At 62.4% G+C, this 20,442-nt stretch carries 22 protein-coding genes, 1 tRNA gene and 1 pseudogene; 8 read left to right on the plus strand and 16 right to left on the minus strand.

The window, feature by feature from the left end; translation table 11 throughout:
* Positions 1–9: 9 nt before the first annotated feature.
* From B5527_RS23255 to B5527_RS23270, 4 genes are all read right to left on the minus strand, one after another.
* Positions 10–978 (minus strand): hypothetical protein, encoded by a 969-nt coding sequence (locus tag B5527_RS23255; protein ID WP_079603626.1) that lies wholly within the window; start codon positions 976–978, stop codon positions 10–12.
* A 147-nt stretch (positions 979–1,125) separates the two neighbouring features.
* Entirely contained in the window at positions 1,126–1,329 is a 204-nt protein-coding gene (locus tag B5527_RS23260; protein ID WP_154072459.1) for a hypothetical protein, read from the minus strand.
* Positions 1,330–1,544: 215 nt separating this feature from the next.
* Positions 1,545–1,913, minus strand: a complete 369-nt coding sequence (locus tag B5527_RS23265; RefSeq protein WP_079603627.1) for a YidB family protein — start codon at positions 1,911–1,913, stop codon at positions 1,545–1,547.
* 104 nt (positions 1,914–2,017) lie between these two features.
* Positions 2,018–2,674, minus strand: a complete 657-nt coding sequence (locus tag B5527_RS23270; RefSeq protein ID WP_079607447.1) for a glutathione S-transferase family protein — start codon at positions 2,672–2,674, stop codon at positions 2,018–2,020.
* 129 nt (positions 2,675–2,803) lie between these two features.
* Here B5527_RS23270 and B5527_RS23275 point away from each other — a divergent pair, with 129 nt between their 5' ends.
* Positions 2,804–3,481: a DUF599 domain-containing protein gene (locus tag B5527_RS23275; RefSeq protein WP_079603628.1), complete on the plus strand. Its 678-nt coding sequence runs from the start codon at positions 2,804–2,806 to the stop codon at positions 3,479–3,481.
* Here B5527_RS23275 and B5527_RS23280 read toward each other — a convergent pair.
* The 4 genes from B5527_RS23280 to mgtE all read right to left on the minus strand — a co-directional run bounded on the left by B5527_RS23280 (position 3,478) and on the right by mgtE (position 7,092).
* Positions 3,478–4,293 (minus strand): hypothetical protein, encoded by an 816-nt coding sequence (locus tag B5527_RS23280; RefSeq protein WP_079603629.1) that lies wholly within the window; start codon positions 4,291–4,293, stop codon positions 3,478–3,480. The two genes, B5527_RS23275 and B5527_RS23280, sit on opposite strands and share 4 nt — an antisense overlap.
* A gap of 67 nt (positions 4,294–4,360) precedes the next feature.
* Complete coding sequence (locus tag B5527_RS23285; protein ID WP_079603630.1) at positions 4,361–5,179, minus strand: aldo/keto reductase; 819 nt, start codon at positions 5,177–5,179, stop codon at positions 4,361–4,363.
* Between the two features lie 77 nt (positions 5,180–5,256).
* A complete protein-coding gene (locus B5527_RS23290) occupies positions 5,257–5,595 on the minus strand; it encodes a helix-turn-helix domain-containing protein (RefSeq protein WP_079607448.1) in 339 nt (112 codons plus the stop codon).
* Positions 5,596–5,670: 75 nt separating this feature from the next.
* A complete protein-coding gene (gene mgtE, locus B5527_RS23295) occupies positions 5,671–7,092 on the minus strand; it encodes a magnesium transporter (RefSeq protein WP_079603631.1) in 1,422 nt (473 codons plus the stop codon).
* 123 nt (positions 7,093–7,215) lie between these two features.
* Between mgtE and B5527_RS23300 the strand changes: the two genes are divergently transcribed.
* Positions 7,216–7,995, plus strand: a complete 780-nt coding sequence (locus B5527_RS23300; protein WP_154072460.1) for a polysaccharide deacetylase family protein — start codon at positions 7,216–7,218, stop codon at positions 7,993–7,995.
* Between the two features lie 94 nt (positions 7,996–8,089).
* Positions 8,090–9,442 (plus strand): polysaccharide deacetylase family protein, encoded by a 1,353-nt coding sequence (locus B5527_RS23305; RefSeq protein WP_079603633.1) that lies wholly within the window; start codon positions 8,090–8,092, stop codon positions 9,440–9,442.
* Between the two features lie 4 nt (positions 9,443–9,446).
* On the opposite strand, the gene B5527_RS23310 is transcribed toward B5527_RS23305, so the two are convergent.
* The 3 genes from B5527_RS23310 to B5527_RS23320 form a co-directional block, all read right to left on the minus strand.
* Entirely contained in the window at positions 9,447–9,821 is a 375-nt protein-coding gene (locus tag B5527_RS23310; protein ID WP_079603634.1) for a hypothetical protein, read from the minus strand.
* A gap of 221 nt (positions 9,822–10,042) precedes the next feature.
* A tRNA-Leu gene (locus B5527_RS23315) sits at positions 10,043–10,127 on the minus strand.
* 100 nt (positions 10,128–10,227) lie between these two features.
* On the minus strand, positions 10,228–10,470 hold the full coding sequence (locus tag B5527_RS23320) for a FliM/FliN family flagellar motor switch protein (protein ID WP_079603635.1): 243 nt from the start codon (positions 10,468–10,470) through the stop codon (positions 10,228–10,230).
* A gap of 73 nt (positions 10,471–10,543) precedes the next feature.
* On the opposite strand from B5527_RS23320, the gene lipB reads away from it, so the two are divergent.
* A complete protein-coding gene (lipB, locus tag B5527_RS23325; RefSeq protein WP_079603636.1) occupies positions 10,544–11,272 on the plus strand; it encodes a lipoyl(octanoyl) transferase LipB in 729 nt (242 codons plus the stop codon).
* Between the two features lie 253 nt (positions 11,273–11,525).
* On the opposite strand, the gene B5527_RS23330 is transcribed toward lipB, so the two are convergent.
* Entirely contained in the window at positions 11,526–11,915 is a 390-nt protein-coding gene (locus B5527_RS23330; RefSeq protein ID WP_245332228.1) for a response regulator, read from the minus strand.
* Between the two features lie 678 nt (positions 11,916–12,593).
* On the opposite strand from B5527_RS23330, the gene B5527_RS23335 reads away from it, so the two are divergent.
* Positions 12,594–13,019, plus strand: a complete 426-nt coding sequence (locus tag B5527_RS23335) for a cupin domain-containing protein (protein ID WP_079603638.1) — start codon at positions 12,594–12,596, stop codon at positions 13,017–13,019.
* Between the two features lie 59 nt (positions 13,020–13,078).
* Here the strand turns inward: B5527_RS23335 and B5527_RS23340 are convergent, their stop codons facing one another.
* The 4 genes from B5527_RS23340 to B5527_RS23355 all read right to left on the minus strand — a co-directional run bounded on the left by B5527_RS23340 (position 13,079) and on the right by B5527_RS23355 (position 17,123).
* Positions 13,079–13,381, minus strand: a complete 303-nt coding sequence (locus B5527_RS23340; protein WP_079603639.1) for an acylphosphatase — start codon at positions 13,379–13,381, stop codon at positions 13,079–13,081.
* Positions 13,382–14,242, minus strand: coding sequence for an isocitrate lyase/PEP mutase family protein (locus tag B5527_RS23345; protein ID WP_079603640.1), 861 nt, complete (start codon positions 14,240–14,242; stop codon positions 13,382–13,384).
* Positions 14,243–14,433: 191 nt separating this feature from the next.
* Positions 14,434–16,449, minus strand: coding sequence for an acetyl-CoA carboxylase biotin carboxylase subunit (locus tag B5527_RS23350; RefSeq protein WP_079603641.1), 2,016 nt, complete (start codon positions 16,447–16,449; stop codon positions 14,434–14,436).
* A 254-nt stretch (positions 16,450–16,703) separates the two neighbouring features.
* Complete coding sequence (locus B5527_RS23355; protein ID WP_154072461.1) at positions 16,704–17,123, minus strand: hypothetical protein; 420 nt, start codon at positions 17,121–17,123, stop codon at positions 16,704–16,706.
* Between the two features lie 68 nt (positions 17,124–17,191).
* Here B5527_RS23355 and B5527_RS23360 point away from each other — a divergent pair.
* The 3 genes and pseudogenes from B5527_RS23360 to B5527_RS23370 form a co-directional block, all read left to right on the plus strand.
* Positions 17,192–17,599, plus strand: a pseudogene (locus B5527_RS23360) (alpha-ketoglutarate-dependent dioxygenase AlkB); the annotation flags it as partial.
* Between the two features lie 140 nt (positions 17,600–17,739).
* Complete coding sequence (locus tag B5527_RS23365) at positions 17,740–18,435, plus strand: MgtC/SapB family protein (protein ID WP_425305017.1); 696 nt, start codon at positions 17,740–17,742, stop codon at positions 18,433–18,435.
* Positions 18,436–18,558: 123 nt separating this feature from the next.
* Positions 18,559–20,412, plus strand: coding sequence for an alkaline phosphatase family protein (locus tag B5527_RS23370; protein WP_079603644.1), 1,854 nt, complete (start codon positions 18,559–18,561; stop codon positions 20,410–20,412).
* Positions 20,413–20,442: the final 30 nt, after the last annotated feature.

The following is a 20,442-nucleotide window of genomic DNA, read 5'->3' on the forward strand; positions in this document are numbered from 1 at the left end:
TTGAAAGCATCAATCATTCGCGGCTGCGGGAGCTGGCGCTACCGATGCCGGTGCTGCCGGTGCAAGCTGGACCGGCGCGGGCGTCCGCGAAGGTCTCGGCGCCGGCTGCTTCTTGGCCGCCGCCAGCGCGGGGGCCGGCGTCGGACGCGGTGACGGCAATGGCGCGGTCGCAAGCGACGGTGCCGGACGTTGCGCGGATGGCGCCGCTGTCGGCTCCGGCGTCATGATGCTGACAGGCGGGGTCGAGGCCGCTGTGGGAAAATCAGCATTGGTAGGCCTGCCCGTCGGCATCGATGGCGGAAATAGTGCGGCGGGCCCCGCTGCCGCAGCCGCGGGCGCGTTCCACAACGGCGCGTAGCGCGAAACCAGGCCGTCATAGACATGCTCTTCCATGTTGGCCTCGATCTGGTGGTGATCCGCCAGTGACCGGAAGGCGGCGCATTCCACCGGCGTGCAATGGTCGCGGGCAAGCAGCACCTGCGCCATCAATCCGTAGCGGTCGCGCTCGATCGCGTGGCGCAGCATCTGTAATTCGGGGGTCATGCCTTTATCCGCGGCGGCGACGTCGCCGAACGTGGTCAGCCGCGTGATCTGCGCTGCCGCATACGATACCGCCGCGGCGGTAGATTCGGCAGAACCGAACAACGCCTTCTCACAGCCCATCAAAACGGCATCACCCGCGAGATCGTCGATGCACGACAATGCCGGTAGCGAAGCACTGATCGGCTGGGGTGATCGGGCTTCACTGGAGACGGTGTGGCTGTCAGGACCGTAGCCGCGGATAGTCGCGGCCACCGCGATGCCGACGGCCAGCAAGGTAATGACCGTCAGCGCGCCGGTGGCGACGGATTTTTCGGCTCGCAACAGCGTGATCAAAACGATGATCGCGAAGAATCCCGCCGCGGCCAGTGTCAGCCACATCGGAAACGCAGGCGAAGCCCAAAATTGATCGAGCGATGTAGCCCAGGCCCAGTTCATGCGCGATGTCCCTAACGCAGCATAAGATGCACTCGGCGAAAGCGAATGCCTTCTTTCCGCACTCAGCTTGTCGCAGAATGGTCCTGCGAACGGGGCGTTTTGACGGCGGGCGCAACGAAAGCCGTTTCACCCGGCCATGCGCGCAATTTAGGAAATATCGAGCTGACTTTCCTTGGCCACCCGTTCGAAAGCTTCCGTCGAGCTTTTGATCCGATACTGACAGTCGTCGCCATCGGTCGGCAGCAGCCGGATCACCTCATAGGTGCCGCTGGCGGCCGGACGGGCGACGTTGCTGGCAGTAAAATAGACGGTCTCTCCAACGTTGTATTTGTGCTTCAACGCACTCTCCATCCACGCAAAGAATGTCGGCCAAGCCCACGGTCCCGCTTGCTAAGGCCGACTGAAAACCCGGCGTTTCTATAGCACAGCGCCGGTCCCGTTGGCCAGTTACATCGGGGCATATCAAATGCGCGGATTTTGCAGGTTTTTCAGTGCGATAAAGGCGATTTTGTGGGTTCCGTGGCGGTCTGCGCGGCAGCCGCCCCGGAACCTTTGCTCCGAAGCCCTTAAGCCGTGTGCGGCAGCGTGCCGTCCGGACTGGCATGATCGACCGCGGCGGGAAGTTGTTGCGCCAAAACCTTGGCAATCTGGTCGACTGGGATATTGAAGCGTGCGGCCAGTTGCTTGACGGTGTCGCTGCCCAGCACCTGCTGCAGTTGCTCGGCCGTGATCGGCAGGTTCTGACCGTTGCCGAGCCAGGATTTGACCTGATCGCCGAGGCCGGCCTGCTGAAGCTTGGCGACAATAGCGCTTAGCCCGCCCTGGCTACCATTGCCCAGCATCTCGCTGAGCACGACCGGTAGCACGGCCCCTTCAAGCTGGCCGAGCGCGCCCTTGAACGCCGCTGAATTTTCCAGTGAATCGAGAATTCCCATGGCCAAATCCTTTCGCTAGATGCGGACATGCCGGTTCCGAATTCAGCCGCTTCGCACGGCCTCCGTCAAGCCGCGATTGCGACCGAGGCTCGGTATTCCGCCGCTCACGCCGTCTCAAATCTGTCAATAATCAGGGTTTCGGCAAGTGCGGCAGTGGTCCATTGCTGGAACGCCGGCAGCGCCATCATGGTGTCCATATAGGCCTGCGCCTCCGGCGCCACTGCAATCGCAAAGCTGCGAAACCGATGCACCACCGGTGCGAACATGGCGTCTGCGCCGCCGAAGGCTCCGAACAAAAACGGCCCGAACTTTCCGTAGCGTTCGCGGCACTCGATCCAGATCTGCTCGACGCGCGCGACGTCGGCGCGCGCGTCGGCCGATAGCGCGACCGCGCGGACCAGCCGATGCAGGTTCATGCCGCACTCGTTGCGCAGCGCCGCAAAGCCCGAATGCATCTCCGCCGAAATCGAACGCGCATGCGCGCGCCGCGCGCGATCCTCCGGCCAAATCCGCGATTGCGGAAACCGTTCGGCGACGTATTCGATGATCGCCAGCGAATCCCAGATCGTGATGTCGCCGTCGATCAGCGCCGGTACCTTGCCCGAAGGCGTGAAATCCAGAATCCGCCGCTTGTCGGCGTCGCCGGTATAGAGCGGAATGAAAACCTCGTCGAAGGCGATGTCGTTGGCTCGCAGCGCCAGCCAGGGCCGCATCGACCACGACGAATAGTTTTTGTTACCGATCACGAGCTTCAAGGCCATGCGAAGAAATCCCTGTTGGCTTGGCATTCTGCCATAGCGCGGCGCAATCGCAACCGGCATCCACATCATGCTGCCGGTTGCCGCGACCGGTCATGCATGGCATGCATCGCTACGTCGGGGGGACAGAACATGCGCGCGTATGCGGTCGATATTCTGGCGGTCGGCTTTTTCATCATTGAATGGACGGTATACGCGGTCACGCTGGAGCATACGGCGTATGGATGCGACAGCCTGTCCGCCCGCATGCATGTCTACCGCGAGGTCTGGATCCGGCGCCTGCTCGATCGCGAGGCCCGCATGGTCGATATGCAGATCATGGCCTCACTGCAGAACGGCACCGCATTCTTTGCGTCGACCAGCCTGTTCGCGATCGGCGGCGCTTTAGCTTTGTTGCGTGCGACCAGCGAAGCGCTGGCCGTGCTGGGCGCGCTGCCGGTCGATTTCAGTCCCTCGCCTGCGCTCTGGGAAGTCAAATGTCTCGGGCTGATCCTGATTTTCGTCTACACGTTCTTCAAGTTTGCCTGGGCGTACCGGCTGTTCAACTACGTCGCCATCCTGCTCGGGGCGATGCCGCCGGCCTCGCAACGCGACACGCCCGAGGCGGAAGCGCATGTCATCAGGACGACGAAAGTGTTCGAAGCCGCAGGCAGGCAGTTCAATCGCGGGCAGCGCGCATTCTTCTTCGCGCTGGGCTATCTCGGCTGGTTCGTCAGTCCCTGGGTTTTGTTTGTAACCACGGCGGCGGTTGTGATCGTCACCTGGCGCAGGCAGTTCGCCTCCAGTGCCTGGCACGCGATGGGAACCTAGGACGCGCCCGCAAAGTCCTGCGGCGTAAAACTGAGATCGAGCACTTTCCATTCGCCGTATCTGTCCGCCGGTAACATCGCGTAGGGCTGACAAGCCTCCAGCGCACTGATCGTGCTTTGCATCAGTGCCGGTCCTTTTGCGGAAGCGCTGGCCTCAATCAGGACAGGGTTCGTCGCAAGCTTGCCGTCCGGCGTCATGAACACACGCAGCTTGATCTTGATCTTGTCGGAGGGGACGATCGATGCTGGCAGCTTCGCACACGTCCGGAGATGGCGTCGAAACTCCGTGACGAGACTGGATGCGATGTCGGCTTTCTCCGACGCCGCGGCATCGAAGCCGTCGCCGGGTTTGTCCTGGGCTGAGGTTGGCGGAAGATCCGGGGGCAGACCGAGCATCACGTGGTATTTGAGCGACAGATCAGGCTCCGCAGGAGTGTAGGCCGGCAATGGTGACGTCGGTGGCGGCTGCGGCGAAGCGGCAGCCTGTTGCCGATCGGGAAGCGGGGTCGACGGCGCCGCCTGCTTTTGCGGGGGCGCTGTGGCCGTCGGTGGAGCGGCGGGCGCCGGCTGAGCAGCAGGCGCGGATTTCGACGAAAGGTCGAAGGCATCGGAAGGCTGAGCCTTGGCCGCGGCGGGCGGCTCCGGCGTCTTTTCCGGGACCTCATCAGGCGAAACGAGATCCACCGTGATCGATTCAGCCGTGACCGAACCGAACGGATGCACCTCGGCGAAGATCAGCACCATCGCCAACGCCGACAGATGGCCGAGCGCCGATGCTGCGATGCCTGAGCGTATGAACCGGAGTGGTTCCACCGTACTCAATCAAGGTTTGGAAGTCGCTCCTGCCCCAGCCGCCAGCATAGCGGCCAATGCGAGCGCCTCAATCCCATTTCGGCGCGAAACCGAAATCGGTAAGCCGGCCCTTGGCGCTTGCCATCTGCGAAATCTGCTGCATCTCCTCGGCGGACAGCGCGAAGTCGAAGATGTCGATATTTTCCGACAACCGTTCGATCCGCGACGTCCGCGGTATCGCCGAAACATTCTGCTGCACCAGCCAGCGCAGGCAAACCTGGGCGGCGGTCTTGCCGTGGACCTGCCCGATCCGCACCAGGGTCTGGTCGCTCTTGATGCGGCCCTTCGCCACCGGACTATAGGCGATCAGCGCCATGCCGTGGAGCGCGCAGGCCTCCCTGACCTTGGTCTGGTCGAGATAGGGATGATATTCGACCTGATCGCACGCCAATAGCTCCGGGCACGCCGCGATCGCCTCCTCGATCAAAGCCACGGTGAAATTCGAGACGCCGATGTGCCGGGTCATGCCGAGTTTCTTGACATGCGCCAACGCGCCCAAGGTTTCCTGCAGCGGCACGTGCGGATTCGGCCAGTGCAGCAGCAAGAGGTCGACTTCGGAAAGCCGCAGTTTTGTCAGGCTCTCCTTGGTGGAGCGTTCGAGATCGTTCGGCGCGAAGTGGGTGGTCCAGACCTTGGTCGTCACGAACACGTCGTCACGCTTGACCTTGGAGGCACGCAGCCCCTCGCCGACCTCGCGTTCGTTCTCATAGACCTGGGCGGTATCGATGTGGCGATAGCCAAGTCTTATGGCCTGCTCGACGAGACGGGCGCAGGTTCGGCCGCGAAGCTCCCAGGTGCCCAACCCGATCGCGGGGATTTTTGCGCCGTTGGCTTCGACGAATTGCATCGCGGATACTCGAACAAACCGAGACCATTATGTCCTGTCGGGACCATGCTGCCAACGTCCGCAAGCGAGTTCCGGGTTCAGATCGGCGATGGATCCGAGGCCAAAGCGGCAAACACCGTCTCCGGGGCATGGGCGATCACCGCGAGAAGGGCACGGGCGGGTCCGCGCGGCAAGCGTTTGCCCTGCTCCCAGTTTCTGATGGTGTCGACCGGCACTCCTAGCCTGGCTGCGAATTGCTGCTGTGTCAGCCGCGCGCGCCGTCGAAGGTCGCGCACCGCCGGGGGCGGCCCCGGCTCCGCCGGCGCGACGCAAGTCGGCGTCGGCGCGGCAAAAGCCGTCGTCGGGGCGAGCGGAAACTCCTGCCCATCCCGCAATTCGACGATCCGTCCGTCCGCTTTCAGCCGCAAACGCTGCATGCCCGACTCCATGCGGAGATGGTCGGCGATACGCGTTAAGGTCCGATTAACGATACGCAGGCAGCTGCGTATCCGCTAATTCAGCCCGAACCAAAGCGTGGCGATGCCGAGAAACGAAAAGAAGCCGACCACGTCAGTGACCGTTGTGACGAAGGTGCCCGACGCCACCGCCGGATCGGCCCGCACCCGCTCCAGCACCATCGGAATCAGAATGCCGCCAAGGGCGCCGGCAACCAGATTGCAGATGATCGCGAGCCCGATCACGATGCCAAGACCGGGGATCTTGAACCAGGCCACCGCGGCGATGCCGGTGATGACGGCAAAGGCAAGGCCGTTGACGAGACCGACAAGGCCCTCGCGGACCACCACCCGAAACGCGTTGTTGGAGCCGAGTTCGCGGGTGGCCAGAGCGCGCACCGCGACCGTCATGGTCTGGGTCGCGGCATTGCCGCCCTGGCTGGCAACGATCGGCGCCAGCACGGCCAACGCCACCATTTTTTCCAGCTGGCCTTCGAACAATCCGAGCACCGAGGACGCCAGGAAAGCGGTGGCAAGATTGACCAGCAGCCAGTTGAAGCGACCCCGCGCGATGGTCCAGACGCTGTCTGACAGTTCTTCATCGCTGGTGACGCCACCCAGCGCCCTCAGATCTTCGTCCGCCTCCTCCTCGATCACGTCGACCACGTCGTCGATGGTGATGACGCCGACCAGACGGTTTTCGGTATCGACCACGGGGGCTGCGACCAGATTGTATTTGCCGAACAGCCGCGCCACTTCTTCCTGGTCGTCGAGCACCGATACGCGACGGCGGTCTTCATCGATCAAATCGGCCAGCGGCACCAGCCGGCGCGAGCGCAACAGAGCATCCAGCGCCACCGCGCCGTGCCAGTGTTGCGCTTTATCGACCGCGTAGATTTCGTAGAACCGATCCGGCAGGTTCGGCTTGTCGCGCATGTAGTCGATCGCCTGTCCTACGGTCCAGTCCGGCGGCACCGCGATGAATTCGGTTTGCATCCGCCGTCCGGCGGAGTTTTCGGGATATTCCAGGCTGCGTTCGAGCGCGTCGCGCTCCGATGGCGGCAGTTTATCGAGGATTTCTTCCTGGTCTTTTTCGTCGAGGGCCTCGAGCAATTCGACGGCGTCGTCGGATTCCAGTTCGCGGACTCCTTCCGCGACCATCTCCGGTTCGAGTTCCTCGAGGATCTCCTCGCGGACGGAATCGGAGACCTCGTTCAGCGCCGAGAAGTCGAAATCCGCGCCGGTCAGTTCCACAAGGCTGACACGATCCCCGGGTTCTAGCGCCGCAATCAAATCGCCAAGATCGGCCTCATGCAGTTCCGCGACGACCGCGCGCAGGAACGGGGTTTGTTCGGTATGGATCGCGCGCGAGATTTCCTCGACGAATTCGTGGCGAATTTCGCCAGCTTCGTTGCGCATCGGGAGACGGTCGAGTACCGACGCCCCGGCGGGTTGGGCAACGTCCACATCTTCGGCCATACCACGCCTCGCCGGTTTGACAGAATTGCTCAACTCGTCTGAGTTGTCGCTTCCCGCATTACCCAATGGGCAACACCGAGCGCAATGATAAAGATGCTCCGACGGATAAGGGCCCGGAAGTCCATGAACGCGCTGGGGGCGGCCCTTGTTACCTCCATGGCGTGGATGGCGGCGGCGGCCGCGGCGGACTGCCCGCGCAAAGGTACGCTCGGCACCTCGCGCATTCTCGAGGTCGATGCCGCAACCTTCCCGCGGGTGGGACTGAAAAGCTTTCCGCAGACGCTGCCGCTTGCCGATCACGAGGTGGTCTTGACGTTCGATGACGGCCCCTGGCCGCCGACGACGCCGAAGGTGCTGGCGGCACTGGCGCAACAATGCGTGCGGGCAACGTTCTTCCTGATCGGCAAGCCCGCTTCAGAACACCCGGAGCTGGTGCGGAGGCTCGCGGCCGAGGGCCACACCATCGGACATCACACATGGCTGCACCGCAGCCTGATGCAAATTCCGCCGAGCGAGACGACAGAAGAAATCGACCACGGCATATCAGCCGATGAGATGGCGTTGCACGGTGTCGCGACCACGATCCCGACTACACCGTTCTTTCGCTTTCCCGGCTTCGAGATGACACCGGCGACGCTCGATCTGCTGCAATCGCGCGGCATCGTCGTGTTCGGCGCCGACCTCTGGGCCAACGACTGGGATCCGATGACGCCGCAGCAGGAATTGAAGCTGATCACCGACCGGCTCAACGCCGTCGGCAGGGGGATCATCCTGCTCCACGATCCCAAGGCCAAAACCGCGGCTATGCTGCCGGATTTTTTGCGCTATCTCCGCGACAATCACTATCGCGTGGTCCATGTGGTGCCGACAGGGCCGGCGGTCGACTTTGACGGCGTGCCGTGAGCCTTCAATCATGCGTGAAACTCGGACAATTAAGGCCTCGTTCATGTCACCGTATGTAACTATCTGCGCGTAATGGGAATGCAGACGGTGTTTCATGATCGGTAGGGTGTTGGTTGGTTTGCGGACATGGCAATGCGCCGCCTTGTATTTGATGCTACTTACCGGCATCGGCGCACAAGCTGCGTCAGCTGCCGATTGTCCCGGCCATCCCGATGCGCTCGGCACCTCGCGTACCCTGGTGGTCGATCCCCGGGAACATCCGCGGATCGGCACCATGCAATATCCGGAGACGCTGCCGCTTGCCGATCACGAGGTGGTGCTGACGTTCGATGACGGGCCGCTGCCACACAACAGCAATCAGGTTCTGGACATTCTCGCCGCGGAATGCGTGAAGGCGACCTTCTTTGAGATCGGCCGCATGGCTACGGCCTATCCGGAAGGCGTGCGCAAGCTCCGCGACGCCGGCCACACCATCGGCACCCACAGCCAGAATCATCCTCTGACCATGAATCGGATGCCGATCGAGCGCGCCAGGCAGGAGATCGACGACGGCATCGCTTCGGTGAAGGCAGCACTCGGGGATGATGCCGCGCTGTCGCCGTTCTTTCGCATCCCCGGTCTGATGCGCGCCCAGGGTGTCGAGGACTATCTGGCGTCACAGGGCATCCAGGTCTGGAGCGCGGATTTTCTGGCCGACGACTGGCGGCATATTTCCTCGTCGCGGGTCTACGATCTCGCGATGCAGCGGCTCGAGGCCAAGGGACGCGGGATTCTGCTGCTGCACGATATCCAGGCCCGCACGGTCGCCGCCTTGCCGAGAATTCTCCGTGAGTTGAAGGCGCGAGGCTATCGTATTGTCCATGTGGTGCCGGAGACACCACAGCTGCCAGCCACGTCGACCGAACCGCCGCAATGGCAGCTGCATCCTCCCTCGGAGAACGTGGCTATCTCGCACTGGCCTAAAATTCCCAATTTTGTCTTTGCCGAGGCCGAAATACTTCCCGCGCCCTCGCTGTCGGATCTGGACTGGCAGGACGAACAATCGATGACCCTTGCGGAATCGCTGGATCACGCCGGACGGCTGGCGCGCGGCGTTCCGCTGCCGCGGGAAGCGCCCTGGCCCCGGCAATTGCCGATGCCACTTGATGGCGCGGCCACCGTCCTGCCGGTTCCGGCCGGGAACATTTTCGAGATACCGGAAAAGTCGTTTGCGGCCATCGCTCTCGCCTCGCCCCGTCAGCAGCAGACTGCCCCGGCCGGGCATGAAACGGATCGCATCGCAAAACTGATTGCCGCCGATTCGGGCCAGTCGCGGCGTACGATCCCCCGGAAGCGCTTCGGGCGGCGCGGCGCGCCACGCTTGGCCGGTCGCGGCAACGGACTGGCGGCGCGTGGCGGGCGACGCGAGCTCAAGCACCTGGTGCAGGTCAAAAAAAGAAGCGTGTGACGGCTTATTCCGTCACGATCTTTGAAATGCATAGCAGCACGATCAAGGCGAGAAACAACAGATCGATATAGGAGTTCATCTCGCCGGCCCGGCGCAGCCCCGAGACGTCAGTGACGATTTGGCGGCGCTGCGACGCTGCAGCGGGGCCCTCCCCGGTAAGCCCTGCGAGACGGCGCGCCTCACCCTCAAGCCGCTCGATTTTCTGGAAGAAATAAAACGACCGCAAGGCCGATGCCGCCCGCATCGCGCTGTAGACCAGCACGAGGATCGCAACGATCGCCCGTTGCTGATATTTCTCCAGGAAGTTCAGGCTGAAATAGACCAGCGACAAAAAAAGGAAATTGGAAATGAATCGATAGGCGTAGCTGAGAAACTTCATGCGGGTGTTCCTGTCGATGGTCAGTCAGGCAGTCTTGATCGAATGCGATCCGAACGAATCGATTACCGGGTCAGTATCGCCAGCCTGAAGCCGCCTTCGTCGTGTACGCGAACCCTGTTACAGCACGGCAACGGATGCGCCGTTCAGGATCGCCGCGTAAGTGGCATCCCTGATATCACGCACTCATGTCCGGCATTCGGCCGGCACCATTGCACGATTTCTGGTGCGCTCGGAGGGACTCGAACCCCCACGATTTTACTCACTGCCACCTCAAGGCAGCGCGTCTACCAATTCCGCCACGAGCGCTTAGGGAGATCGGCACGGGCTTGGGGCCGCACCGGATCAACGGCGCCGATGTAACAAATCAGGGATGGGGGGACAAGGCCCGCTGACGAGGCCGTTCGGCCTATCGGCTGCCCGGCGATCGCGGCAGCATTTGCTTGACTTCGACGGCGATCCGGTTGCGATCGACCAGCACCACGCCGCTGGCGATCGGCAGGTTATTGGCGAGGATCTTGACCTCATCCGCTTCGGTGGCGTCCAGTTCGATGATGGCGCCGCGGCTCAGGCGCATGACCTGATGGATGGGCATCGACGTGGTTCCGAGGACCACCATGAGATCGACGGTGACTTTATCGAGGGTTGGCACTGGGGACCCAAACTGACTGACGTAAAATGCAGAATTGCGTGGTTCCTGATCATCACCACGTTATGGTTAGCCAATGGTTAATGACCGCCAAAGCCTCGATTTCACGCGCCCTTCGGGGTCCCCATGCGGCAGCGCGGTCGAATGGCTAATATCCGACGCGCCGGTGCCCTATCTCGATGCGATAGCGGCGATGGAAGCACGGGTAGCCGACATCGCGGCCCTGAGGGCACCCGAACTGGTCTGGCTGCTGGAACACCCCCCGCTCTACACCTCCGGGACCAGCGGCAAGACGACCGACCTGCTCGACCCCCGCTTCCCGATCTTTGCCACGGGGCGCGGCGGGCAGCTCACCTATCACGGGCCTGGCCAGCGGGTGGCCTATGTGATGCTCGACCTGAAACGGCGGCGGCCCGACGTCCGCGCCTATGTGGCCAGCCTCGAAGAATGGATCATCCGCACCCTGGCGGCGTTCAATGTCCGGGGCGAGCGGCGCGAGGATCGGGTCGGCGTCTGGGTGAACCGGTCAGACAAGGGTCCTGGCTTCGAAGACAAGATCGCCGCCATCGGCGTGCGGCTGCGGCGCTGGGTGTCGTTCCACGGCATCTCGCTCAACGTCGAGCCGGACCTGACGCATTTTGACGCGATCGTACCCTGCGGCGTCGCCGACCCCCGCTACGGCGTCACCAGTCTCGCCGGTCTCGGCCTTACCCCAACCATGGCGGATGTCGATATCGCGCTCCGCCGGGCCTTCGAAGAGGTGTTCGGCTCCGTGGAGGCAGGGGTGCCGGAAGCGACGATCTGACCATGCTGCCAGGCACTGCCACACCGAGGCGCGCGAGCCGATAGCTCAGGTCTGTTCTGATCGGCATCACCGCTCCTCCTCCGGGTGCACCCAGATATAGGGCAAGGTCTGCCGCTCTTCCGTCAACCTGATCATGTGCAGAGGAGCGTAGCGCTTCTTGCGGCATGACCGGCATTTCAGCGACGCCTCGGATTAGACACCCGAAAGGGCCGCGCGACCCTACAGGTTCGGTCAATGTGCGATCCCTGCCAATTCAGGCTGTCGGCGTGCCGGAATTGAGCAGCTGCGAGATGGCGGTGACAAGCTGGGCCGGCGCGAACGGCTTGGTAATCAGGATGCTGTTGGGCACGCCCTTGGAAGCCCATTCGTCGGCGCTGTCGCCGGTCATGTAGACGACCGGAAATTCCGGATCGATTTCCCTGGCGCGGCGCGCAACATTCCATCCGTCCAACTTGCCGCTGCCGAGATTGATGTCCGTCACTAGCGCCCGGTACTTGCCGCCGGACCCGTCAAGCAATTCCACGGCTTGCTCGCCTGACGAGGCGATGGCCAGTTCAAAACCGCCATCGCTGAGCGCCCCTTCAACGATACCCTGAATCAACTGGTCGTCTTCCACAACCAGGATTACCAGCAAGTCTTCCAATGCCTTGACTCCAGCAGTGCTGCGAAGCCGCAACATTCCCCAGAAAAGGCAAGTACCCGCGAGCCGATCGGTTCCATCAGCCTTGCGTGACTATTTGGGCGGCTGCAGTTCGCTGTTGATCCAGCCCGTTGTCGGATTTGAGCGGGTCGGATGCCAACACCAGCCTATCGGTGTGAGCGCACTTCAAACATTTGAAGGTGTGGTGCTCGAACCCTGCCGGGCCGTCCGAGAAGGCGGCCGTTATCATCGGTGTTCGGCACCTGGGACACTGCGGTCGGTGGATCGGCAAAAGCTCCGGGCTTTCCAGCTGGCCATAAGCGCAAAATTAGCGCCGATTTTTTATATCCGTTTGTCCGGTCGCTGACCCCAAGTTCCTCAAAACTTCGTCACCGGCCGTGATCCCGCGCTCGACGGATATCCGAGCGACGCGAGAAGGCCCTGCCGCTGGCGGGTCGACAGGGCCTTCCGCGCTGCGGCCGACCAGGAGAACATCGGCCGCATCTTCAAACCGCATCGGAGCGGACAACGTTCCTGAATATGGAGGGCACAAAAAGCCGCAGGACGTCCGGAACCCGGAAGCCCCAGCAATCTTTGCGCTAAATTGCTTTGGGGTGCCGAGCCACGTTATTGTTTGTGGGCCGCCCTTATGGCGGCGTCCGCAGACAAGAGCAAAGTGCCATGCCTGAAATCATCGACCTCGGCTCGCTCAGGCTGAGATTCCTGCAAAGCAAGGAAGACACCGCCGGCAGCATCGACATGTTCGAGATGACGCTGCAGCCGAACGCGCGCATGCCCATACCGCACTACCATGATCGCTGGGACGAGACGATTTACGGACTGAGCGGCACCACGTCCTGGCGGGTTGACGGCCAAGATATCGACGTGACGCCTGGCGAAACGGTCTTTATCAAGCGCGGCATTGTGCACGGCTTTACCAACCGGACGGCAGGGCCGACCTCATGCCTCTGCACGCTGAGCCCGGGCGTGCTCGGTCCGCAGTACTTCAAGGACATGGCAGGTCTGCTGGCGGCCGGAACGCCTGATCCGGCCAGGATGAAGGAAACGATGCTGCGCTACGGGCTTGTACCTGCACCGCCCGCCTAGATTAGACAGAAACTCACGGTTGACGCGGAAATAACCCGACCAGCCATTCCGGGAACAGCCTACACCGTCGGCAGGACCGAGAAACGCTCGCCGGCTCGCCGCAAATTTAGCGCTTCCAAGCTTGTGGGTTCTTCCGTGACAGCATCAACCCGCGCCGTCGAGGGCCCACGCCGGCACAATGCGATCAAATCGGCCACGACATCCTCCGACCCCGCAAACAGCGCCTCGACGCTGCCGTCCCGGCGGTTGCGCACCCAGCCTTCAAGTCCATGCGCCCTCGCCCGGTGCCCGACCCAGGCACGGTAGCCGACGCCCTGGACCTGGCCAGTGATCGTCACCAGACGGATCGCGTTGGCACCCATCTATCGCTTCAGCCCCAGAAATTCCGCGCTGCGCGCTTTGACATCCGCCTCGCGCGTGACGCGACCGGTCAGTTCGGATGACGCAAGACCCTTCAAATTCTTCGGCGACGTACCGTCGCGCAGCGCTTTCAGCGTCTCGTAGACCGCGTGCGTCGCCGCGGCGAAGGGCGCGTGACTCTGCAACGCGATTCGCACCCGCTGGTTGGCGAGATAATCGCAGTCGGCCTCGGGGAAGCCGCCGAGCACGAGCGGCAGCTTCGTCGCCGCCGCGATGGCTTCCAGCTCCGCGTGGCTCTTTATGCCGGTGAGGAACAGCGCGTCGACCCCAGTGCCTTCATACGCTACGGCGCGCGCGATCGCGTCATCAAGACCAGAGATCGACGCAGCACCAGTGCGCGCCATGATAACCACGCTGGCATCGCCCCGCGCGTCCACCGCCGCTTTCATCTTGCCGACGCCTTCCTCGAGCGGGATCAGCTGCGTCCCGGGTTGCCCGAAGGCCTGCGGCAGCAGGGTGTCCTCGATGCTGAGTCCGGCGGCGCCCGCCGTCGCCAGTTCCTCGACCGTGCGGCGGACATTCATCGCGTTGCCATAGCCGTGATCGGCATCGACCAGCACCGGCAGGGAGGCGGCGCGCGACATCCGGCGCATCTGTTCGGCAAGTTCGGTCAGCGTGATCAGCGTGATATCGGGATCGCCGAGCACCGCGAGCGAAGCCACCGACCCGCCGAACATGCCGAGCTCGAAACCGAGGTCCTCGGCAATACGGATCGAAACCGCGTCGTAGACCGAGCCCGGACGAACGCAGATCGATCCCGTCAGGATCATACGCAACGCTTCGCAGCGCTTTCGGAAAGTCATGGCAAACCCTCAAAGTCTGGCGTTATTGCGAGGAGCCAACGGGTCGCGCGAATGCGGGCCCGATGACAGGCTCCGCGACGAAGCAGAGATAGCTGTCGTATCCTCGTTCTTGATTGTTTCACGGAGTTTATCATCAGGCGGAGCTTAGCGCCGACCCGTTGGCGCGCAATGACGGACCTCATTTGCTTCCATTACGCGAATTCGAGAATCAGCGCATCCACCGCCAGGGTCGCGCCGGCGGCGGCGTGGATTTTTTTGACCGTACCGTCCCGCTCGGCGCGCAGCACATTCTGCATCTTCATGGCCTCGACCACGGCGAGCGTTTCGCCGGCCTTGACTTCCTGGCCTTCGGAAACCGCAATCGAAACCACCAGCCCCGGCATCGGGCATAACAGTTTCTTGCCGGTATCGGCTTTGATACCGACCGGCATCAGCCGCGCCGCGGCGGCCTCGGATTCGGTAAAGACATTGACCGCGACCTCAAACCCCTGATGCGCAAGCCGGAAGCCGTTGGCGATCGGGCGCACCTGCATCGCCACCCCGTGGCCATCGAGGGTGCCCTGCCAGACCGGGTCGCCCGGCGTCCACGGCGAGAGCAGATGGTGCGGATGGCCCAACGTGCCGTCGGCGCCGACAAAGCGCACTACGATGTCGTCGGCCTCGCGCGCGATATCGAGCGCGATTTCGTTGCGCTCCAGCCACACCGCGCGGCGGCGCTCGCGTTGCACCGGGCGGCCGGTCAACTGGCCGGAAATCTGCCGCTTGCGCTCGCCGAGCACATGATCGATGGCGGCGGCCACCGCCGCCAGCCGGCGCGCGACCTCGCCTTCGGGCGTGCGAACCGCGAATCCGCCCGGGAATTCTTCCGCGAGGAACCCCGTTGAGAGATTGCCCTCGCGCCAGCGCGGATGATGCATCAGTGCCGACAGGAACGGAATGTTGTGCCGGATGCCGTCGATGTAAAAGGAATCCAGCGCCGTCGACTGCGCCTCGATCGCTGCCGCGCGCGATGGCGCATGGGTCACAAGCTTGGCGATCATCGGATCGTAATAGATCGAGATCTCGCCGCCTTCCTGCACGCCGGTGTCGTTGCGGACAGTAATGCCGTCGATGCTGCTCTCGACCGGCGGGCGGTATTTTACCAGCCGCCCGACCGAGGGCAGGAAGCTGCGGAACGGGTCCTCCGCGTAGACCCGCGACTCCACCGCCCACCCCGTCAGCGTGACGTCCTTTTGCGTCAGCGACAGCTTCTCGCCGGCGGCAACGCGGATCATCTGCTCGACAAGATCGATGCCGGTGATCAATTCGGTCACGGGGTGCTCGACCTGCAGCCGCGTATTCATCTCCAGGAAGTAGAAGCTCTTGTCCTGGCCAGCGACGAATTCGACCGTGCCGGCAGAATCGTAACTGACCGCCCTGGCGAGCGCGACGGCCTGTTCGCCCATCTTGCGGCGGGTCTTCTCGTCGAGCAACGGAGATGGCGCTTCCTCGATCACCTTCTGATTGCGACGCTGGATCGAGCATTCGCGCTCGCCGAGATAGATCACGTTGCCGTGCTTGTCGCCCAACACCTGAATTTCGATGTGGCGGGGATCGACGATGAATTTCTCGATGAAAACGCGGTCATCGCCGAATGAGGATTTGGCTTCGGCCTTGGCGAGCCCAAACCCTTCGGCGACTTCCGAGGTCGAATGCGCGATCCGCATCCCCTTGCCTCCGCCGCCGGCGGAAGCCTTGATCATCACAGGGTAACCGATCTGATCCGCGATCTTCACCGCATGCTTTTCGTCCTCGATCACGCCGAGATGGCCCGGCACGGTCGAGACGTTGGCTTTCGCGGCGGCCTTTTTGGATTCGATCTTGTCACCCATGGCGGCGATCGCGCCCGCGTTGGGCCCGATGAAGACGATGCCGGCCTGGCCGAGCACGCGGGGAAAGGCCTCGCGCTCGGACAGGAATCCGTAGCCCGGATGGACCGCCTCGGCGCCGGTCTTGCGGCAGGCCTCGACGATCTTCTCCATCACCAGATAGCTTTCGGCCGCGGCCGGCGGTCCGATCAGAATCGCCTCGTCGGCCATTTCGACATGGAGCGCGTCACGGTCGGCCTCGGAATAGACCGCGACTGTCTCGATCCCCATCCGGCGGGCAGTCTTGATGATCCGGCAGGCGATCTCGCCGCGATTGGCGATCAGAATTCGTTTGAACATGGGCTTGCTTATGCAACCTTCTGGGGCGGGGTCCAGCCTCGCGGGCTGGGGGCCGCAATCTGGCATGCGGGGACGAATGTAACAATTCCGTCGTACAGCAAAACCAAACGGAGGCAACGGTCCAGGCTCGAATTTGTGGCCTGATCTTCGAATCGGGAGGCGATTCACTGGCTATTCCGGATCGTGCCGCTCGGCGCAACGGCAGGGCCGGCGGAAGAACGAAAATCCATGCCTGGTGTTCAGCATCGTCTGCGCTAGCTTTCCTTCGACCGTTTGGCGGGAGCTGCAGCGTACGCAGAGATGACGACGTCGCCGAAGACATGGACTTCGCCTGTGTCTTCGAATTCGGCCGATGCAAATTCCGGCTTGCACCAATCGCCACCAAGCGCATCCTCTCGCGCAGCGATCGCGCGCGCGTCGTCCTCCGTGTCGGCCGCGACGACAGCCAAAAACCTTGCGGCCTTCAAACGATACAACCGTTGTGTTTCGCGGACCGCGAACGGTTGGCCGACCGTGACTTCGACGGCAACGTCGGCGGCGGCCGCGAAGTCCGGCAGGGACTGATCGGGCGCCTCCACGACGAATTGTTCCTGTTTTGCAGATACGCTTCCCATTGCCCAAATATGGTTATTGGCAGCGCGTTTTTCACGCCTATTTGTCCGGTACGGTTCCATGGCAGGAACGTTTCCCGAAGGGATTTCCGAAGGTTTTACGAGTGGTCCAGCTTGCCCTTTTTGCAGAAGAGGCTGACCCGATCCCGGGCTGGCTTACATCGATCATCGGATCCGTTGAAAGGTTTGGCGACCTGCCGGCCGGATCCGTCCGCCAGATTCTCTGTACCGAATACGACGCAGGCGTGGGTATTGGATGGCATCGCGACAAGCCGCACTTCGACAAAATCTTCGGGCTCTCCTTGAGGGCGCCCTGCAAGTTTCGGTTTCGCCGTGCCGCCGGTGACAAGTGGGAACGCTTCACGCTGACCGCCGAACCGCGTTCGCTCTACATGATGGCTGGCGACTCGCGGCAGATTTGGGAACACAGCATCCCCGGGGTTGAGGAACGCCGGTACTCGATCACGTTCAGGACGATGAGGGCTGATGCGGTCGAGAGCCGCGGCGCCTCGGGACAATTTGAGAACCCGAAGGCCTGAACCGCTGGTCGCCCTGTTTGGCTTTCGCTGGACGTCGCGAAGGATCGACATTTCAGCCCGATTGCTTCGATCCGACGCGGTCGGCCCGGCCCCCACCGCGTGCCAACAACGCAAAGCTTCGATTGATCCCGGAGGTGATAATGCCAGATTCGGAAATACTGATCCGACTAGTCATTGCGGCGGCGCTTGGGAGCCTGATCGGGTTTGAGCGCGAGCGCTTGCTATGGGCCGCGGGAATACGGACCCACATGCTGGTGTGCGTCGGATCCTGCCTGATCATGATTGTCTCGCAATACGGGTTTTCCAATATTCTGACCCAACAGAATATCGTTCTTGATCCGTCTCGAATTGCCGCGCAGGTTGTCTCGGGAATTGGGTTTCTCGGCGCGGGGGCGATCCTCGCCCGGGGCGAAATCGTCAAGGGTCTCACCGCCAGCATCTGGACAGTGGCCGCGGTCGGGCTCGCCGTGGGAGGCGGTCTTGATCTGGCCGCCAGCGCGTCGACCGTTATCGTCCTGATTATCCTGGTCGGCATCAAACCGCTTGAGGAGGCCTACCATTCCAGAAATCAGAGCTGCCAGCTCAGCGTTGAGGTCGACAACGGAAGTCTCACGCCCGCATTGCTTCGAGAGGCGCTTGATCTCAGGGCCGGCCAAATCAAGCGTTTCCTGGTGGAGCGCCGGAATTCGGAAGGTACCGACGATCTGGTGGTTGTTTTAAGCAAGGTTTCCTCGCGGGATATGGCGGGCTACCCGGAGAAACTGAAGGAGCTTGATGGCGTCCGCCAGGTCACGGTTATAAAAAAGGCCAGAGATCAAAACGCCGATCTGGCATAACGCATCTCGCGGGGGTCGGCAGCCGCAATCCGACGCCGGGACGAGTGTAACAAATCCGTCGTATAGCAAAACTAAACAGGGCCAACGGTCCAGGCCGAAGCTGCTTCTCACGGGGAGATTTTAATGCGCCGCTCAATCGTGTTGCTGTCCGCGGGTCTGATGCTGCTGTCCACCGGGATGGCGTCAGCCCAGAACAGCACCCCCCACAATCTGATCTTGTTCGTGCCCGACGGATTACGCGGCCGCATCGTCACGCCCGAGACCGCGCCTGCGATGGCTGAGGTCCGCGATAAGGGCATCAATTTCAGGAATTCGCACTCGCTGTTTCCGACCTTCACCACCGCGAACGCCTCCGCAATGGCCACCGGTCATTACCTCGGCGATACCGGCGATTTCAGCAACACGATCTATACCGGTTATCCGGTCAGCTCTGCGGACGGCACCGTCACGCCGTTCCTCGAGGCCGATCCGGTGCTCCACGACGTCGATGAGCATTTTGGCGGTGACTATCTGAACGAGGAAACCGTGCTGAAGATGGCACGCGCTAAAGGCTACAGTACAGCGGCGATCGGCAAGCTCGGTCCCACCCTGATTTTCGACCATACCGACAAGATCGGCGCCGATGGCCTGCATTCGATCGTGATCGACGATTCCACAGGTGGCAAGGACGGCGTGCCGCTTTCGCAGGAGATGCAGGCCGCATTGGCCAAAGCCAATCTCCCGCTAGCCACCCCCTCGCGCGGCGAGAACGCCAAGGCCGGCGACGCCACGACGCCGGGCACCCTGGTGCCGAACACCGCGCAGCAGGCCTACATGGCCGATGTCGCTACCAAGGTCGTGCTGCCGATGTTCAAGGCGCGCAACAAGCCGTTCGTGCTGGTGTTCTGGTCGCGCGACCCCGACGGCAGCCAGCACAATACCGGCGACAGCCTGAATACCGTGACCCCTGGTATCAACGGCCCTACTTCGATGGCCGGCATCAAGAATGCCGACAACAATCTGGCGCAGCTGCGCAAGGCGCTCGACGATCTCGGTCTCGCTGCCACGACCAATATCATCGTCTCCTCCGATCACGGCTTCTCGACGATTTCAAAGGAGAGCAAGACCAGCCCGTCGGCAAAACTGGCTTACGGCGACACGCCGAAGGATTTCCTGCCGATGGGTTTCCTTGCGATCGATCTTGCGAAAGCGCTCGATCTGCCGCTGTTCGATCCCAATAACAAGAACGCCCGCGTTGCCGACAATGCCCATCCCAAGGCCGGCAACGGTTTGCTCGGGCAGGATCCCGCCAAGCCCGATCTGGTGGTGGCGACCAACGGCGGATCGGACCTGATCTACTTGCCGAACAACAAGGACAAGAAGCTGGCGGATCGCACCATCAAGGCACTGCTGGAACAGGACTATGTCAGCGGATTGTTCGTGGACGACAGGTTCGGGCGCTTCCCCGGCACGCTGCCGATGTCGCAACTCGGCCTCAAGGGCAAGGCGGTCACGCCCACCCCCTCGATCGTGGTCAATTTCCGTTCCTACGTCGCCGGATGCGAGGAGCCGACCAATTGTTCGGTCGAAGTCGCCGATACCGTGCTGCGGCAGGGCCAGGGCATGCATGGCAGCTTCGGCCGCGGCGACACCATGAATTTCATGGCGGCGATCGGGCCGGATTTCAAGGCGGGCTACGTCGATACGCTGCCGGTCAACAATGCCGACGTCGGCATGACCATCGCGCAACTTCTGGATTTGCGCCCGATCGGCGCGGGCGGACTGACCGGCCGGGTGATGTCGGAGGCCCTGCCCAACGGAATAACCCCGAAGGCGGCTGACGGAACCATCACCTCCAAGCCCGCAGCGAACGGCCTGAAGACGGTGCTGAAATTCCAGCGCGTGCTGTCGCAGCGCTATTTCGACGTCGCGGGATTTCCGGGCCGGACCGTCGGGCTTGATGCGGACGCCGGCAAACAAAAAACGGCGGGGCAATAACCCCGCCGCTCAGGCTGTTATCGGCTGGAA

Origin of the sequence: Bradyrhizobium erythrophlei, from assembly GCF_900129425.1 — a bacterium.
Classification (GTDB): Bacteria; Pseudomonadota; Alphaproteobacteria; order Rhizobiales; family Xanthobacteraceae; genus Bradyrhizobium; species Bradyrhizobium erythrophlei_C.